The sequence below is a fragment of the Saccharopolyspora sp. 6V genome (assembly GCF_020176785.1).
Classification (GTDB): domain Bacteria; phylum Actinomycetota; class Actinomycetes; order Mycobacteriales; family Pseudonocardiaceae; genus Saccharopolyspora_C; species Saccharopolyspora_C gregorii.
Genome location: NZ_JAIUKB010000016.1, coordinates 14,852 through 34,189 on the forward strand (window position 1 = coordinate 14,852; position 19,338 = coordinate 34,189).

General features: G+C 72.5%; 1 protein-coding gene (running past one end of the window). It reads left to right on the top strand.

The genetic code is table 11. The features are described 5' to 3' along the window. On the top strand, nucleotides 1-19,338 hold the 5' end (the start) of the coding sequence (locus LCD35_RS03765) for a hypothetical protein (RefSeq protein ID WP_225043709.1). 40,272 nt of this gene lie beyond the right edge of the window; only the first 19,338 of its 59,610 coding nucleotides appear in the window; its start codon is at nucleotides 1-3; the stop codon falls past the right edge of the window.

Consider the following 19,338-nt stretch of genomic DNA (forward strand, 5'->3'; position numbering starts at 1 on the left):
GTGAGCAAGTACGAAACCACCGAGCTGCCCGACAAACTCCAGAAGTTCTTCAAGATCACTCTCGGCATGGAGTGGCCGGAGGGCAGCGAAGGCGGCCTCAACGCGCTGCACGACGCGTTGGAGCGCTACGCCGACCGCACCGACGAGACGGCCGCCAAGATGGAGTCGGCCGGCGGCGACATCGACGAGTCCCTGAACGGCGACACCTCCGACGAGACCGTCCGGTACGTGAAGGGCGATCTGCCCGGGTACCTGCGGGAGCAGTCCGCCGTCGCGCGCGACCTGGCGAGCAAGGCCAAGGACGCCGCAGCGGACATCCAGAAGAACAAGATCATGTTCATCGCGATGACCGCGATGACGCTGGCGACGGTGATCTCGCTGATCGCCTCGCTGTTCGGCGCGTTCATGGTCCCCGCGGTGCTCGCCGCCGCGCGCGTGGGCATCACCGCCCTGCTGCGCGAACTGATCAAGCAGATCGCGCAGAACATCGTCAAGCAGCTCGGCCGCATCCCGCAGGCCGTCAAGGCGGGCGGCTGGAAGGCCGGGGCGAAGGCGGCCGGTTCGCAGGCCTGGCAGCTGGGCAAGTACCCGGCCGGTGGTGCGGCGTTCGGCGCCGGGGTGATGGGCGGTCTGGACGCGGGCATCCAGGGCATCCAGAAGGCCGCCGGATACCGCGACAACATCAACACCGAGTCCATCAAGGGCATGGTCATCGGTGGTGCGATCGGTGGCGCCGCCTCCGGTTTCGCCGCCGGTGCGGTCCGCGGCGTGGCGAAGAGCCTCGACGACGTGATGGTCAACATCAACAAGAACATCGGGAACGCGAACAAGCTGCGTGCACCCGATGATCAGATCCCGGAGAAGAAGTTCACCCGGGGCCAGGTGGCGGCGGGACGTGCCATCGATGGTGGTTTGCAGGTCGTCTCGGTCGCGGCGAGCAACCCGCTGGTCTACCTGGCCACCGACGACAAGCACGGCGTGGCCTCGGACGGCATGTTCGGCGCCTTCGCCAAGGGCGGTCTGGGCGGCAAGTCCGGTGGCGGCAAGGCCGGGGCGGGCACGCCGACGATCAGCGAGGTCAAGGGCCCCGGCGACCTGAAGATCCCGAGCCCGGGCGAAAAGTCCGGCGGCGGCGACGCCACGGGCGACAAGAAGGGCACCGGCGGGGCGCGGGACGGCGAGTCCTCGACGAACACCTCCAGCGACGGGCCGCCGAGCTACGAGCAGGCCACCCAGGGCCCGCCGTCCTACGCGGAGGCCAACGGCGGGGGGACCACGGGCGCCGGGCAGGGCGGCCACGATTCGAGCGGCCAGACGGATTCGAGCGGCCGGTCGGACTCCAGTGGTCAGTCGAATTCGAGCGGGCAGTCGGATTCCAGCGGCCAGACGGATTCGAGCGGCCGGTCCGACTCCAGTGGTCGGTCGGATTCGAGTGGCCAGTCGGATTCGGCGGGCCGGTCGGATTCGAGCGGTCAGTCGAACTCCGGTGAGCAGTCGAACTCGACGCACGCCGGGGCCGGGCAGTCGGATTCCGCGGGCTCGCGCGACAGCTTGGTGGACTCGAACCGGGACGGCGCGGGGCAGCAGGACTCCTCCTCGCGGGACGTGAGCCACGGCGGCACGAACCTCGGCTCGGTGTTCTCGAACTCCGCGCCGGTCGCCACCGAGTCGAACGGGATCGGCTCGGCCGACGGCGGCACGACATCGGAGAGCTCCGGGACCTCGACCTCGCACAGCAGCGGGTCCGGCCAGTCCTCCTCGACCGGCGGCTCCGATTCGACGGGGACGCAGTCGACCTCGCACTCCAACGACTCCTCGTCGTCCAACCAGGGCCAGGCCGTCGCGCACGGCGGGTTCGGGCAGTCGCAGAGCACCTCCGGCGGTCAGGTCGGCGGCGCGGCGAACTCGACGGCGGGCACGAGCACCTCGGGTCCCACCGCTGCGTCCGCGCCGAGCTCCAGCACGACGTCCGCGGCCACGAGCGGCCCGAACACGGTCTCCACCGGCGGCCCGAACACGACGGCTACCGGTCCGGGAACCACCGCCACCGGTCCCGGCACGGCCGCGACGGGACCGAGTACGACCACGACGGGGCCGGGCACGGCCGCGACGGGGCCGAGTACGACCACGACGGGGCCGGGCACGGCCGCGACGGGGCCGAGTACGACGGCGACGGGGCCGAGTACGACCGCGACCGGCCCGAACACGACGGCGGCCGGACCGAACACGACGGCGGCCGGACCGAACTCGACATCCACGGGTCCGAGCACGACGGCCACCGGCCCGAGCACGACCAGCACCGGCGGGTCGAGCACCACCACGGGCGCGCAGAGCAGCACGGGCGGGCAGACCTCGTCGACCGCGGCGACCGGACCCGGGCAGGCGCAGAGCACCCAGGGCGGCGACCGCACCGGGACGCAGGGCGGTCCGAACCAGACCTCGACCACGAACCAGAGCGGCTCGACGGGCACCGGACCGGACGGCACGACCCCGTCGAACAGCACCGACGGCCCGTCGAACGAGATCGACGGTTCCAGCACCCGGCAGGACGCTGCGGGCGGGGACCGGATCGACGCCGGGTTCCGCGACGACGTGCAGAACTCGCGCGACGAGTCGCAGTCGTTGCGTGACGATGCACAGAGTTCACGGGACGAGTCGCGGGCCTCGCGGGATGATTCCCAGGTCTCGCGGGACGAGTCGCAGCTTTCGCGGGACGAATCCCGGTCCTCGGGCGAGGAATCGCAGGCTTCCCGGGACGAGTCGAACTCCCGGGAGGAGCAGAATTCTCGGGACGACGAGTCGACCACCGAACCCGGGCAGTCCCGCGACGACTCGGCCGAGCTCACCGAATCGGACCGCCCGGCGGAATCCGAGCGCGCCCCCGATTCCCGCGCGGACGAAGCGGAATCGGGCCGCGACCGGAGCGAGGACTCCGCCGCGCTAGCGCCGGTGCAGGGCCAGCACCAGGCGGGCGGCCAGCCCGGGAACCAGACGACCCAGCCCGGGAACCAGGCGAGCAACCAGCCCGGGCGCGGTGCGGCCGCCACCCCGCAGGCGGGCGGCGAGGCGCGGGCTCCGCAGCCCGGCGCGTCCACCGGAGGCAGGCAGGACGGCGCCGCGCCCCCCGCGCGCACCAGCGGCGAACCGGACTCGGCCACCGCGAACCCGGCGGCCGAGCAGCGGCCCGATACCACCGCCACCCCGGAAGCGGACCCCGCCACCGAGTCGCGGTCCGAGTCCGCGCCCCGCACCGAATCCGAGGGCCGCCCGGACACCACCGCCGAGCCGGAAGCCGGCGCCACCCGCTCCGACGGCTCCACCGAGCAGTCCGCCCGCACTGAGCAGTCCACCCGCGCCGAGGACGCCGAGCAGCCGAGCCGCGACGCGGACGAGCAGCCGACCCGCGACGCGGACGAACAGCCGAGCCGCGCGGAGGACGAGCAGTCCACGCCCGACGCGGAGCGCACCGACCCGGCCGCGTACACGGCACCGCACCAGACGACGCCATCGACGCCGACCCAGACCAGCCCGAACCAGTCGACGCCCAACCAGTCGACCCCGAACCAGGGCACGCAGAACCAGGCGAACCCGAACCAGACCAGCCCGAACCAGGCGAACCCCGGCCAGACCACTCCGAACCAGCCCGGGCAGCAGCCCGCCGGGCGCCCGAACGTCACCTCGCAGCCCGACCCGGGCCAGGCGCGCGGCGGCGACCAGACCGGCAACCGCGGCACCGACTCCCGCGGCCCGGCCACCGAGAGCAGCAGCCCGAACCGGTCCCAGGACGGCACCCGGACCCCGGACGGGGAACGCGGCCTCAACGTCACCGCGCCCGACCCGCGCACCGCTCCCAGCACGTCGCGCGGCGGCTCCACCACCTCCGCGCCCGCCCGCGAGGGCGGCAGGCAGGACCCGCCGCTGCCCCCGGTGTTCGCCGCGCTGCTCACCGATCCAGACCTGGCGCCCGCGCCGACGCCGGACGCGCCGCGCGCCCCGCAGGGCGGCAGGCTGAACGGCCCCGCCCAGCAGGGCGAGACCCCGCTGCGCATCCCGGACCCGGACGAGGTCGTGGCCGGACTGGGCCCGCAGGGCGGCCGGTCGCTGGTGATGGGCGGCGAGTCCGCCGCGCAGCGCAACACGACGACCCAGCAGGACACCGCGGCGGGCACCTCGTTCGCCCGGGACGTCCCGCTGGCCGAGGACCTCGATTCCGCCGCCCGCTCCTACAGCAAGCTCGCCGCGGGCCGGACCCGCGAACTGCTGGACACCGCGGCCGTGCTGCTCAGCCGCGCCGGCGAGATCCCCGGCAAGGTGCCGACGGTCCTGTGGGAAGCGATCGCGGCGCGCATCGCGAAGGGGGAGCACGGCCGCGCGGAGGAGTTCGTCCAGCGCTACGTGCACGACAAGGACTCGCTGGCGGGGTCCGAGCTGGCCACGCGGGTCGGCCGCCCCGAATCCGACACCCCGCCGGTGTCCCCTGTGGACGGTCCTCGGCGCGGTGACGGGGCCGAGGGCACCGGCACCTCCACCCCGGAGGTCGCGAAGGACGCCGAGGACGGCGCGCGCGGCACCGACGACGCGAACTCCGACGGCAAGCGCTCGGAGGACCCCGACGACGCCCGCGAGTCCGACCGCGGCGAGGACGGTGCCGAGAATTCCGAGGACGGCGGGAAGAAGAAGGACTCCGACGAGGCGGCGAAGGACGCCGAGGACGAGGCGAAGAAGACCCCGAAGCCGGTCCGGGAGATCCGGGAGGCCCTGCCGGACTACGTGCGCAGCGGCCAGTCGCTCGGCCCGATCGAGCAGATCGGCGCCACCCGCCGCGCGAACCTGCCGGAGGACACCCGCACGCTGGAATTCACCGGCCCGGACGTCGTCGCCCACCTCAACAGCCTGGTCCCCGGCGGGAAGGGCAAGTGGGAGGACACCGGCGTCGTCCAGCGCCGCATCGACAACGCGGTGCACAGCCTGGTCGGCACCGGCGACACCTTCACCGTCCGCAAGGGCGGCAAGTTCTACGAGCTGCTGGTCCGGGCCGTCCCGCAGTTCGACGAGATGAAGTCGGTGAAGCCCTCCGAGGAGTCCATCAAGGCGAGCACCAAGACCGAGAAGTCGACCTCGCACACCAGCGCCGAGGCGCGGGACAAGTCGTTCTCCCCGCAGCTGGCGACGACCTCGGTGCCCGGCCTCTACGTGTACGTGAACCCGACGCTGCCCGGCGGCTTCTCCGAGACGCACCTGTCGGAGCAGAGCCAGAAGCACGGCAGCGGCCACAAGTACGCGATCAAGGAACTGCACGACGTCGACGTGCCGATGAAGTTCGAGTTCTCGCTGCGCGACAGCAAGGACCGCGTCGTCACCCCGTCCGGCATGGGGCGCGACGTCACCGGTCCTGTCGCGAACCGCAAGCTCGAGCAGCACACCGTCTCGGAGACGGCGGACGTGGCACTGCGGGTGCCGATCGGGCTCTCCAACGGCCGGTCCATCGGCAACGTGCTCGCCGACGCCCACGCGCACCTGGACAGCTACCACCAGCCGTTGAACCAGCGCCGCCAGCTGAAGCTCGCGGAGCAGGGCGTGCACGAGATCGGGCCGCTCGGCGAGGCGGGCAGCCGCGCCGTCCGGGACTCGGCGCCGATCGGTGTCACCCTGCACACCGGGTCGCTCGGCGGCTCGTTCTTCAACCAGGTGCAGCACCTCCTCGGCAAGCGGTTCCGGCAGGAGAGCGCCGTCGACGCGCACGGCCGTCCCGCCCTGCAGGAGTTCTTGCACAAGGACAGCATCGCCGAGCGGCTGCCGGAGATGACGGTCTTCGAGGGCGCGCACCCCGAGGCGGGCTGGGTGCAGTCCGGTGAGATCTACAAGGGCCGGAAGCTCTCGCTGTTCCGCTCGCACCCCGGCACGAAGATCGAGATGCGGGCGGTGGCGACCTGGATCAAGGTCGGCCACGAGCACGCGGACGTGAAGCACTCCGACTCGCAGACCGCCAAGTTCGGCAGCAAGGACGTCCGCAAGACGGATCGCTCCGGCGGGCTGAACGCCATCGGTGGCCCCGGTGTCGTCGTCGGCCCGTTCCGGGTCGTGGCGGGCCCGAACGTCGGGTTCAACATCGGCCGGGCCAACGAGCAGAGCATCGAACGCTCCACCGAGGTCACCCACACCGTCGACACGACCGGTGAGACCGCGCGGTACCAGCTCGGCTACAAGATCCAGGTCCGCAAGCTCGGCGGGGACCCGGTCACGCTGGACGGCATCGTCGCCGCCGACATGCTCGGGGACCGCGGCAAGGCGGCGGAGGCCGGGCTGTTCGAGGGCACCCCGCTGGCCGACGCGCACCGCCCGGAGAACTTCCGCTCCGGCACCGAGCGCACCCACTTCCTGCCGGAGTCGGTCGAGAACGGCCACGCCTTCATCGGTAGGCTCACCGACCTGCCCGTCGGGCGGGACCTGTACAACGGGCTGGCGGACCTGCTGCGGGACATCCCGCTGCGCGGGAAGGTCCGGCTGGACCGGAACATGTTCATCCGGCAGTTCGACGACCAGGCGTTCGCGAAGGGCCTGTCCGCGAAGATCGCCGACGTGCTCAAGCGGGGGCGCAGCCTCGCCGACCTCCTCGCCGACGAGGAGGTCGTCAAGCAGCTCGTCCCGCACATGGTCGACGGGGCGCTGCACCTGCCGCTGAAGCGGGAATCGCTGCTGACCGACTACGTGTCCGTCGTGCGGCTGTCGATGGAGACCAGCAACATCCGCGACGGCGAACCGGTCCGCTCCGGCGGCGAGTCCTTCGGGGACGGTTCAGCGCGGCTGGACGGTGACGCCACCCCGGAGGGCAGCGGCGGCCGGTCCGGCGAGGAGTCCGGCAGCGGTGCGAAGGACGGTGCGAAGGACGGGGCCAAGGACGGGGAGTCCAAGAGCGACGGCGCGCTCAACACCAGCCGGAAGGTCGCCGACGAGACCACGGTGAAGAGCAGCCGGTTCCGCAAGCGCGGCCTCATCGGCGGCGTCCAGGCCCGGTTGTACTCCTCTTTGGGCATCGGTTCCTACGTCCTCAACGGCGGCTACCGCGCCGAGGGCAACCGCACCCGCAAGCGGGGCTTCGAGTTCACCCGCGAGACCGCGGTCGAGCGCAAGCGCGGCGGCAGCATCGCCCCGGACGGCAAGCTCACCGACCACGCGCTGCGCTCGTTCCGCGCGGACCTCGACTTCAAGGCCGAGGTCATCTCCTACAAGCGCCCCAGCGAGGGGATGCGCCGCATCCGCCCGCAGCGCCCCGGCAGGCACGTACCGGTGTTCCAGGAGCTCACCAGCGACTTCCCGGTCGACCTGACCTCGCAGGAGCGCTCGCGGCAGAAGCCCAACCCGCACGTCGCCGAGCCGATCACGAAGCGCGTCGACGCCCGCTTCGTGGTGCCGGAGAGCCTCGTCAGCGAAGAGGACCCGCTGGCGATGACGCACTTCGAGGAGGGCACCCCGGACGCCCGCGTCGAGCAGATCGCCGACCCGCCCGCGCCGCACCAGCTGCCCCCGGGCGGCAGCCGCAAGCTCGACGGCGCCCAGCTGGTCGGGTTCACCGGCGGGAAGATCCTGCGCCAGATGGCGGCCGACCTGCTCAACCAGGTCACCCGCAACGACCCGATCGTCCGGTTCCCGGTCCCGGAGATCACCAGCCCGATCTCGCACATGCTCGGGGCGGACCGCATCGAGGGCGACCCGCGGCTGTTCAGCAGGCCGCGCACCACGTCGATCTCGTATTCGCGGGCGCGCCGCGACCTGTCCATCGAGATGGGCACCTCGTTCAAGCCGGTGCTCGACAGCAGCAGCCCGGTCACCCGCAGCGAGTACGAGCAGGCCACCCGGGAGCTCACCGGCAAGGCGGGCGCCGGGCGCACCACGGGGTGGAACGTCAACCACGGCGGCTACGTGGGCGCGGTGTTCACCGGGCCGTTCGGGCAGGGCGTCAAGACGGGCACGCACGACGTGGACGGGCTCGGCGTCGGCGTCATCAACCTGCAGCCCTACAGCCACTTGCGCGGGGCGGAGAACTCGCGCTCGCTGGAGAGCGGGCAGACGCTCACCGTCGAGACCGCGCCGGAGAAGGTGTACCTGGCGCGGGTCAAGGTGCACGCCGGGATGGTCGCCGAAGCCACCTACAAGGGGAACTTCGACCAGCTGGAGCTGTTCTCCCGGCCGGATCCGCGGCGCCGCGGGCAGTACGTGGAACTGCCGGAGTCGCAGCTGGTGTGGCTGACGAAGGAACAGCTGGACGAGCTCAGCCCCGGTCTCGGCGGGGAACGCGGCGGCACCGAGCAGTCGTCGTCGACGACGCCGGACTCCGACCCGGCGACCGGCGAGCCGCCCATCGACGCCACGACCTCCGAGGCGACCACGACCTCGACCGGTGATCGCAGCACCGCGTCCCGCCCGGACGCCTCGCTGCCGCTGCCGCCGACCCTGGACCCGACCCGCACCGTGCGGCCGTCCTTCGGCCTCGGCGGCATCATCGACCCGGTCGACCTGGCGAACCAGATCGGCGAGATCCGGGAGAGCTTGAGCAGCAAGCTCGGCGAGGACGTCGCCGAGGCACTGCTGCCGAGCACCTCCGCGGGCAACCCGCGCAACAACCACGCTTCGCTGCAGGCGATGCTCACCGACATCAACAACTCGGTGGAGCAGGCGCTCAACGGTGGGGAGCGGACCGCGCTGCGCTACGAGCGCCGCTTCAAGGGCAACACCTACCGGTTCAACCTGGAAGCGGACTTCCAGCCCGACCACGGCCCCGGTTCGATCCGGCACGTCGAGAAGCTCAAGGTCACCAACCTCGCCAGCACCGCGCTGGAGAAGGTCCGCACCAGCGGCCGGACGCTGCTGACCACGATGTTCGCCGGCCGGCTCGGCGTGCGCGGCACCGAGATCCCGCCGACCGACCAGCAGGCCAGGCAGACCGAGCACACCGGGCTCGGCGCGGCGGGCGTCGGCGTCACCCCGCAGGCGCGCTGGGGCAACCGGACCCAGCAGCTGACGAACAAGGACGAGGTCGGGCACGAGCGGTCGGCGGAGACCAGCGGCCCCGTCGCCGAGCACGGCGGCCGGCTGCGGCTGAACCTCCAGGTCGCGCACGGCGACGGCCCGGCCACGCACGCGATCACCGTGGACCGCCCGGTGACGGTGACCAAGCTGGCCGAGGAGGCGCTGCCGCCGCCGGACGGCAGCCGCTACGGGCAGACCACCCATCGCGGCAAGCTCACCGCCGACCAGATGACCCCGGACGCGTTGAACTCCTGGCGCGGCGAGGGCAAGTTCACCCTCCCCAGCGCCGACGCGCACTGGGGAGAGCACTTCTTCGGCGACATCGACGAGCTCGTCGAGGCCGGTCGCGGCGCGCTGCTGGACTCGAAGGCCGAGGTGCCGCGCGACGTCGACACCGCGCTGGCCACCGCGATCACCGTGGCGCAGCTGCGGTCGAGGCTGCCCGACCAGCTCGACGGCACCTTCACGGTGCCCATGCCGGACCTGAACCGGACGCTGGAGTTCCACGCCCGCGTCCCGGAGACCCCGAAGTTCGCCAGCACCAGCGGCTCGGTGAAGTTCGAGGGCAAGACCAAGCCCAAGGACGAGCGGACCTCCGAGGTCGAGTCCGGGCACACCACGGAACTGCGCACCACCGAGCCGTGGGGCTGGGGCGGCAACACGCAGCCCGCGGACAAGAGCCCCTACGCGTTCGGCCAGAACTCCGGCTACGCGGCGCGCGACCTGGTGGCGCTGTCCTCCCGCGACCCCGCCAAGCTGCTGCAGAGCGGGGAGCTGCACTCGGAGGACGCGGCGCGGATGCCGACCTCCGACAAGATCATCCACAACGAGGAGACCGTCACCAGGGCGCTGCTGAGCGGCCTGGAGTTCCACGTCGTCGCCCGCGAGAACCCCGGGCCGCTCACGTTCGGCGAACCGAAGGTCGGCGGCCGCACCGTCGGCTTCCGCGACGCCTTCGTCTCCCGGCTGTGGGACGACGACGCGACCGCGCGCACCGGGCACGCGATCTCCCCGGACCTGATCCAGGCCACCAAGGACCTCGCCACCAAGGGCGAGGAGTGGTCGAAGGCGGACAAGGCGCTCAAGGGCGCGCGGGAAGAAGCCGACGGCGTCGCGGGCCCGAGCCGGTCCGAGGGGTCCGACGAGCTGGCCAAGGCGCAGGAGGCCGAGTCCCACGCCCGGTCCGAGTACTCGAAGGCCAAGCGCACCTGGGACCAGCTGACCCAGGCCGAGCACGAGCGCGACGCGCGCACCCGCGAGGACGCCCGCCGCAGCGCGCGGCAGGCCGTGCAGGACCGCGCCGAGCTGGCCGCCGACTCCGCGGCGAAGTACCGGCTGCCCCCGATCCGCCGCGCCTCGGTCGCGGACGACCTGCTCAGCGGCTGGGAAGAGGTCATCAACTACGGGCTGCCGAGCTCCTCGCGCCCGCACGGGCCCGCGCTGCCGCGCATCCCGGAGGAGATCGAGCTCAGCGACCTGGCGCCGAACCGCACGCGCGGCGGTGACGACCTGTCCGGACCGCCCGCGGACACCACGACGCCGCCGGGGGAGAACTCCGGCCGGCGCGGGGACGGCGCGAACCGCGGGGACGATGCGAACCCGGGCGAGGAGTCGAACCGCGGCGAGGACTCGAACCGCACCGAGGACTCGAACCGCCGCACCGACGGCACGACCCGCGACGGCGAGGCCCCGCCCCGCCGCGGTCGCGACCGCAGCGGCACCCAGGACAGCTTCGACTTCGCCCACGACCCGGAAGCCCAGCAGTGGCGCCGGATGCTGGGCTTCTCCGAGCGGGACATCGCGCAGCAGGACGCCGCGCACAACCTCGGCACCCTGGACGAGGTCGGCCCGCTCGGCGAGGTCGAACTGGACTCGCTGCCCAGCCGCTCCACCGACTCGGACGGGGCGCCCCCCACCGACCAGGACGGCTCGTCGCGCCCGGCCCCCGAGCGCTCGGTGCAGATGGGCGGCGAGCCGGTCGCCCCGCACCGCGCGATGGTCGACGCGCTCAACGACGCCGCCGCCGAGCACTCCCGCAGCGGCCGCGAGCCGGAACCGCGCACCGAACTGCTCGGTCCGGACGTGTTCGGGCGGCGCGCCCCCGAACCGGCCCCCGACTTCCTCGCCGGGCACGACTACTCCAACCTGCCCGCGGACCGCCTCATCAGCATGTTCCGGTCGCTCGACATGGCGCGCCCGCAGGGCAGGCCGACGCACGCCGAGATGGCGCCCGACGCGCTGGTCGCCGACCCGCGCTCGGTGGTCAGCTCGCACCGGTCGCCGGTGCAGCGGGCCCGGTGGGCGCCGCGACCTCCGGTGCCGCTGCCGGAGACGCTGGAGATGCCGCGGCTGATGCACCACGTCTGGCTGGGCGGCCCGCTCTCCGGTGAGGGGCGGCACGGCTTCCACCGGGAGAACATCGGGAACTTCGCCCGGGAGCACACCGGTCAGCTGGAGACGGTGCTGTGGACGGACGTGCCGCGCTCCCAGTTCGAGCAGGCCGCCGCGCACACCGGCCCGATGCGCCGGGACCATCCGCTGGCGCCGGTCCGCGACATGCTCGGCTGGGCGCGGCAGCACAACGTCCGGTTGCTCAACCTGGACGAGGTGTCCAACGCGGAGAACCCGTTGCTCGGCCACGAGTTCACCGCGAACGAGCGGGCCAAGATGACCCCGGCAGGCAGCGCGGGCGCGAGCGACATCCTGCGCCCGGCGCTGGTGCACGAGTTCGGCGGCGCCTATCTGGACGGCGACAACGCGCTGGCCGACGTGAGCAGCCTGTTCGACGTGGTCCTCGACGGCCGGGAAGGCTACGCGCTCCACGTCGACACCGAGCGCGAGATCTTCAGCAACTCGGCGGTCGCGGCCGCGCGCCACCACCCGGCGATGCGCGCCTACCTCGACACCATGATCGGCAAGTACGAGAAGCCGTACGCCGACGTGGTGGACGGCAGGCTGCGCAACGCCGCCCCGGAGGCCTTCGACGACTCGCGGGTCGCGATGCGGCGCAACTCGATCTGGGAGCGCACCGGCCCCGGCAACCTGGAGGAATTCGCCGCGTCCCTCGGGCATCAGGACGTGCTGGACCTGCCCGGGCTCAAGAACGTCATGGTGCAGAGCACCGGCACCTGGATGTACCCGGCGCCCCCGCCCCTCCCGCGGGTGTGGGACGCGGCGTCGACCCAGCGGTTCACCGAGAACGTCGTCCAGACCCTGGTGCGCGGCCTGCACAACCGGCCCGGCGAGCTGCTGATCACCGAGGTCGGCGACGTGGTCGAGACCCACCCCGACCCGGACCTGATCTGGAACTCGGCGATCACCTTCCTGGCCGAGCACCCGACCTTCGGGCCGATGATCGAGGGCGTCACCTTCGCCCGCCACGACTACGGGCGGCCCAACAACCACGAGCTGCCCGACCACGTCCACGAGCTGCTCAACGTCGACCACGACGACCCGTACGTCCGCTACGGCGAAGTCGGGCTGCCCACCCGCATCGAGAACCCGGGCCACCCGAGCCCGGACGCGGTGGAGATGGGCGGGCACCCGCTGGACGAGGCGCTGCCGCGGGGGACCGGCAAGGACCTCACCTTCGCCGACGTGGACTTCGTGCCGCTGCTCGGGGGCAAGGACGGCGAGGTGATCGGCGTCGGCTTCCCCCGCTCCGACGTCGAAGCCGAGACCATGCGCGGTGCCTTCGAAGGGGGTGCCGGGCCCCGGGCCGCGCAGCTGTACGGCGCGCCCGCCGACGGCAAGAACTACTTCGTGGCGCCGCACTTCAAGGACGGCCGCTTCACCGTCCGGGACCGCGACGGCGTGCTGCACCGCCTCGACCACGAGCAGATGAGCAAGCTGCTGCTCAGCGCCGGTCGGCCCGGTCCACAATGGACGCAGAGTACGAACCTGCTGTGGCTGAGCTGCAACCTCGGTTCGCCGGAGCACTCCGGCGTCGGCCAGGGGCTGCACTCGCTGCTGTCCGGCCAGGTCGGGGAGCAGTACGCGCCCAGCGGCAAACCGGAGCTGCTGGAGACCGGCGGCATCAACCTGCGCGGCACCGCGGAGATCACCCGTCTCGGGGACGCGGACGAGGCGCACCTGCCGAACTACGACGACGCGGGCACCACCCCGGCCCGCGGCCTGGAGATGGGCGACAACGTGCCGCCCGCCGACCTGGAGCAGCGCAGGCTGCTCGGCTCCGCGCGGGACTCGGTGGCCGCCGCGCAGCGCCACCTGGCGGCGCTGCCGCCGGACGCGCTGCCGGAGGCCCGCGCCCAGGTCGCCGCCTGGCGCCAGGCGTGGTCGGACGGCCAGGTCACCTCGCTGGGCCCGGACGCGCTGCGCTCCTTCGACGAGACCGCGCGGGACCTCGCGGGCGAGATCCGCGAGACCCGCTACCAGCAGCTGCTGGAGCAGCACGACATCGCCTCGGACCGGATCGCCGACGGTGTCGAGGAACCCCCGTTCCACGAGAACGGCGTGCCCGGCGGCATCAGCTCGCGTCCCGGCGTGAAGGTGGGGCTGGAGCTGGAGTTCCAGATCCCCGAGGCGGACCGCGCGCTGTTCGGCGCCAAGGTCACCGACCTCGGCATGGACCTCAACGCGGGCGGCTTCTTGGAGTGGAGCCCGGATACCCCGCTGCTCACCCCCGACCGGGTGCCGTCGGCGGAGCTGCACTCCCGTGGCAAGTGGGCGATGGTCGACGAGGTCGCCCACGAGAACGGCGTCGAGGTCATCTCGCCGATCCTGCGGCTGGACCAGCAGCCGGACATGTGGTGGGACGTCGACGCGGTGCTCGACTCGGTGCGGGAGCACGGCGGCACCGCCGACAGCACCGGCGGCCACGTCAACATCAGCTTCGACCAGCCGCTCACCGCCCGCGAGTACCACCGGCTGGCGCAGCTGACCAAGTCGTTCGAGTCCGTGATGTACCGGCTCGGCAACTACCCGATGGGCCCGAACCAGCGCGCGCTGCACATGGTCGGCCCGAACCCGATCCCGCCGGACGCCTCCAAGGTCACCAGCCCGTCGGACGTCCGCTCGCTGAGCCGGGACAAGTACGACGCGGTCAGCTTCCGGCACGTCACCGGCGGTCCGGCGGACCGGGTGGAGTTCCGGTTCTGGTCGGGCAGCACGAAGGCGAGCGTGTGGCAGGCGCACGTGGAGCTCAGCGCCGCGATGCTGGCGGCCGCGAAGGACCCGTCGATCCAGACCCGGCTCGACGAGATGATGCGGGAACCGGAGCTGCTCGGCGTCGGCGGTGGTTCCGCGCTGCCGGACCTGATGAACCTGCTGGAAGTGCTGCCGCTGAGCCCGGCCGCGCAGGAACAGGCGGTGCACCTGTTCGCGCTCACCGACGCGTGGGAGGACACCGGCGGCAACGACATCCACTGGCGCTCGCAGACGGTGGGCCTGCCCGACGGCGGGCTGTTCTTCCCGCACGACGGCAACACCATCGACTCCGCCGTCAAGGTGGCGCGGACCGTGCAGCCGCACCCGGACACCGACCTGGTGATGGGCACCCTGGACCCGGACACCGGCGACCTGAAGCTGTGGAACGGGGAGACCCTCGCCGGCAGGGACCTCATCGACACGATGAGCCACCGGCGGATGGGGGACCGGAACGCGGTCGCGATGGCGATCTCCGGTGTCGCCGACGCGCCGTGGTTCCCCGAGCTGGTGCACCACTTCGGTCAGCTCGGCAAGCCGGTGCTGACCGCGGGCAACCCGCTGCTCGGCCCGGAGGGCCACCTGGTCGCGGCGTCCATGCAGGTCGGCGCGGACGGCAGGATGCGGCCGGGCCCGGACCCGGTCGGCTGGGTGGAGCACCGGCCGCAGGGCTCCCGGCCTACCGGGCAGTTCGACCTCGGGCACGCGATCGCCCAGGTCACCCGGCCCGCGCAGCCCGAGCACGCGCGCACGGGCCTCATCATGGGCGAGGAGGGCTCGCCGCACACCGGCGTCGACGACCACTTCGCCGTGCCGGACCAGGACGGCGCGGGCGCACCACACGACGCGGGCGCGACGCCGGGCTCCGGGCGGCGGAGCGCCGCGGACGATCCGGCCGCGGTAGCGCGAATCGTGGCCGACCTGAACGACTCGGTGGTCGACGCCCCTGCCGAGCCGGCACCGCTGCTCGGTGCGGACCTGTTCGGGCTGTTGAGCCCGGCCGCAACACCTGATTTCCTGCTGGGCCTGGACATCCCGGCACTGGACTCGGCGAAGCTCCCGTCGCTGCTGGACGCGATGGACCTCGCCCACGATGCTCCGTCCCGGATCACGGCCGACGGCCTGACCGGCCGAGCGGATCAGGTGCTCGTGGACCACCGCACCGCGCAGCAGCGCGGAGACTGGGCACCCGGTTCCGACCTGCCACTGCTGCCGGAGACCCTGGAACTGCCGAAGATCCTGCACACGATCTGGATGGGCAGCCCGGTTCAGGCCGGTACCCGGTCGGCTGAGGTGCACGAGAACTTCGGTTCGGCCGCATCCCGCTATGACGGGACTTCGGTGCTGTGGACCGACATTCCGCGAGCCCAATTCGACGCGGCCCGCAACGCGGAGCCGCCCACCGACGGCTCCCCGGATCCGCACGCCGGTACTCGCGAGATGCTCGAATGGGCGCGGGACAACGACATCCGGCTGATCAACTTCGATGAGTTCTTCCACGAAGGCAATCCGCTGCCGCTGCACAGCTACTTCAACGGCGAAGGTCTCCGGATGTCCGGACCGGGCTGGGCAGCGAAGAGCGACATCGCCCGGATCGCGCTGCTACGCGAGCTCGGCGGCTTCTACACCGACGGTGACAACCACGTCCGGGATCTCGTCGAGGCGGAGGAGCTGATCAACACGTCCGAGGGTTGGGCGTGGTTGTCCGCCTCGTCCAACATGATGGACAACGCCGCCTACGGGATGCCGCGCAGGCACCCTGCCGCGGACGTGATGCTGGACCACATCGGCGAGCTTCTCGGCCGTACGCAGGAGGAGCTCTACGGTCAGCGCAACACCCACACCCCCAAGGAGTTCTTCGACACCGATCGAATGCGGCCGCGCCGGAACTCGCTGATGATGCGCACCGGCCCCGACGTATTGGCTGAGTTCAGCCACCGGCTCGGTTACCAGAGCGGTCTCGGCCTTCCGCGGATCCGCGCGGTCCAGGTCATGTCCGCGGAGAGCTGGCTCGGCGGCCCCGAACGCCCCGCCGCCCTACTGGACGGTCCGGAGGCCACCGCCGACTTGACCCGCAAGGTCGTGCAGACCCTGGTGCGGGACTTGAACAATCGGGAAGGCGACCTGCGGCTGAGCCGCCTCACACCCGCCCTGAGCAAGCACGCGGACCCGGAGCTGGTGCTGACCAGCGCGCTGCGGTTCATCGCGGAGCGGCCGGAGCTGGCCGAGCAGGTCCGCTCCATCACCACGACCAGCTGGGACCGAAACGGGTTCACCGAAGTGCCGATCCCGCAGGCGGCTCGCGACCTGTTCGTGCTGTCCGAGACCGGGCACCAGCAGTGGCTCGCCGAGTTCCTCACCCCGGCAGTGGTCCGCGACGGTTCGCCTGCCGACCTGGTCGCCCGGGCTGAGCTGGGCTGGCACGCCACCGATGCCGAACTGGCATCGCGGGCGAGCGACCTCTACGGACTGAGCCGGCCGGACCAGGGCGACCTGCGCCTCGTCACGGAGCTGGACCGGCTCGCCGAACCCGAACCCTTCCAGCCCCGGCCCGGTGCGGAAGCGCTGTTGCAGCTCGCGGACGAGGTGGACATCCCCACCGGCCCCCGCACGGATCGGCTGGCGTCACTGCTCGACTTCGCCCGGCGCAACTCCGACGCGCTGCTGACCCGCCAGGATTTCCTGAACGCTCCGCGCGACCAGGCTCCGTCCTTCGCCGAACCACAGTGGGGCGAGCCGAGCCGAGATCGTCGCGATTCGGATTCGGACTCGGATGACGGGATGTTCGCGGTGCGTCCGCGGGCGGGTGAGGATACCGGTGGTCCGTCCCGCCGGGACGAGGATTCCGATTCCGAGTCCGATGACGGTCTGTTCGCGAGGCCGCCGCGCCGGGAGGGCGCGGATGGCCCGTCCCGCCGGGACGACGACTCCGACTCCGAGTCCGATGACGGCCTGTTCCAGCGACGCCCGGAGCGCAGCGTCATCATGGGCGGCGACGACGTCGCCGCACCGAGCCGCGAGCGCGCCGAGCTGGCCTCCGCGCTGAACGACACCGTCGAACAGGTCCGGCGGCACGTCGACGCGCTGCCCGCCGACGCGGCGCCGCGGCTGCGCGAGCGCGCCGAGCTGTGGATCGACGCCGCGCGCGGGGGCACCTTCGCCGCCGCCGACGCGGCCCAGCTGCGGTCCCGGCTGAACGAGGCGTCCGCGCTGCTGCACAACGCCCGCACCCAGCGCGTCACCCACCTGACCCAGCAGTTCGAGCAGGCCCGCGAGACCGCCCGCGACGGCGGATCCCCCGTCGAGTTCCACCTGTTCGGCGTCGAGGGCGGCCAGTCCGCCCGGCCCGACGCGCAGGTCGGCTTCGAGGTCGAGGTGCGGTTGCCCGGCGCCGACCCCGACCGCAGGGCCGGTGAGCTCGGCGCCTCGCTGCTCGAGCAGGGCGTGCTGCACGACCCCCGCGTGGGCGGCAAGACCGACACCTTCGAAGCGCACGCCGCGGACAAGTGGGCGATGGTCGAGGAGCCCGACCTGGACCACGGCGTCGAACTGGTGTCGCCGATCATCCGCACCGGCGAGGACGGCATGCCGTGGGCGGACCTGCAGGACATGCTGGAGACCGTCCGGGACCACGACGGCGAAGCGGGCGCGGGCACCGGCGGGCACATCAACGTCAGCTTCCGCGACCAGGTGCTCACCCCGTCCGAGTACGTGCGGCTGGCGCAGCTCACCAAGGCCTTCGAGTCCACGCTGTACCGGCTCGGGAACCACCCCGGCGACGTGGGGCACCGCAACACCTTCCAGGTCGGGCCGAACCCGCTGCCGATCGATCCGCGCGCCGACCTCGGCTACGCCGACGTCCGCCGCCTCAACCAGGAGCGCGAGGAAGCGGTCAGCTACCGCAACGTCGACGGCGGCCCCGGCGACCGGGTCGAGTTCCGGTTCTGGGCGGGCAGCACCGATCCGGCGCTCTGGCAGGTGCGCACCGAGCTGAGCCTGTCGATGCTGGCCGCGGCGAAGGACCCCTCGATCCACGCCCGGCTGGACGAGCTGATGGCGGAGCCGCAGCTGCTCGGCCGCGGCTCGGCGGAACTGCCGGACCTGCTGAACCTGCTGGAACTGCTGCCGATGAGCGAGGCCGCGCAGCAGCAGGCGGTGCAGCTGTTCGCCGCGACCGAACCGTGGCACGACACGGGCACCAACGACGTCCGGGTGCGTGCCCAGACCATCGGCACTCCCCACGGCGGGCTCCGGTTCCCGACGCCCGGCACCTCGATCGCCGACGCCGTCTCCACCGCGCGGCGGACCACCGTCCCCGACGGCGCGGACCTGGTCGTCGCCGAGCAGGCGCCGGGCGGCGCCGGGGTGAAGCTGTGGGACGGCGGAGCCCTGCCGCCGAAGGAGTTCGGCGACCTCGTCGAGAGCAGGCTCCGGCGGCTCGGTGGTGGCGGCCCCTCGGTGTTCGCGCTCGGCGCGGGCGGCGGCAAGGGCGGCTGGCTGCCGCAGCTGGTGAACCGGATCGACGTCCCGGTGCTCACCACCGACGCGACCGTGGTGCAGGGGCCGGACGGCGGGCTGCGGGCCGTGGACCAGGTCGTGGACCAGGACGGCGTGGTGCGCCACCGCCCGGCCGCGGACGGCTGGGTGCTGCACGAGAAGGGCGGGACCACCCGGCCCACCGGGCACGCCGACCTCGACGCCGCCGTCGCTTCGGTCTCCGCGGAGGGATCCCGGCGGCCGAACGGTTCGGCGGACGGTGCGACCGCGCGGGAGGACGGTGCCCCCGCGCACGACGGGGAGCGCGCCCTCGTCATGGGTGACGAGGACGTGGCGATGCCGGACCTCGGCGCGCCGCACGTCGACGAGCGCGCCCAGCTGGTCGACCGGCTACAAGGCGCCGTTCCGCAGCTGCAGCGCCACCTCGCCGTGCTGCCACCGGAAGCGCTGCCGAACGGGGTGCTCCCGCAGCTGCGCCAGCGGGCCGCTGCCTGGGCGCAGGGTCTGGACGCCCAGACGTTCTCCCAGGTCGACCTGGACCGGTTGCGCGAGCGGGTCGGTCAGGCCGAGCAGCTGCTGCAGAACATCCGCGGCGTGCGGGCCCGCGGCCTCGCCCAGCAGCTCCAGCAGGCGCAGGCGATCGCGCAGTCC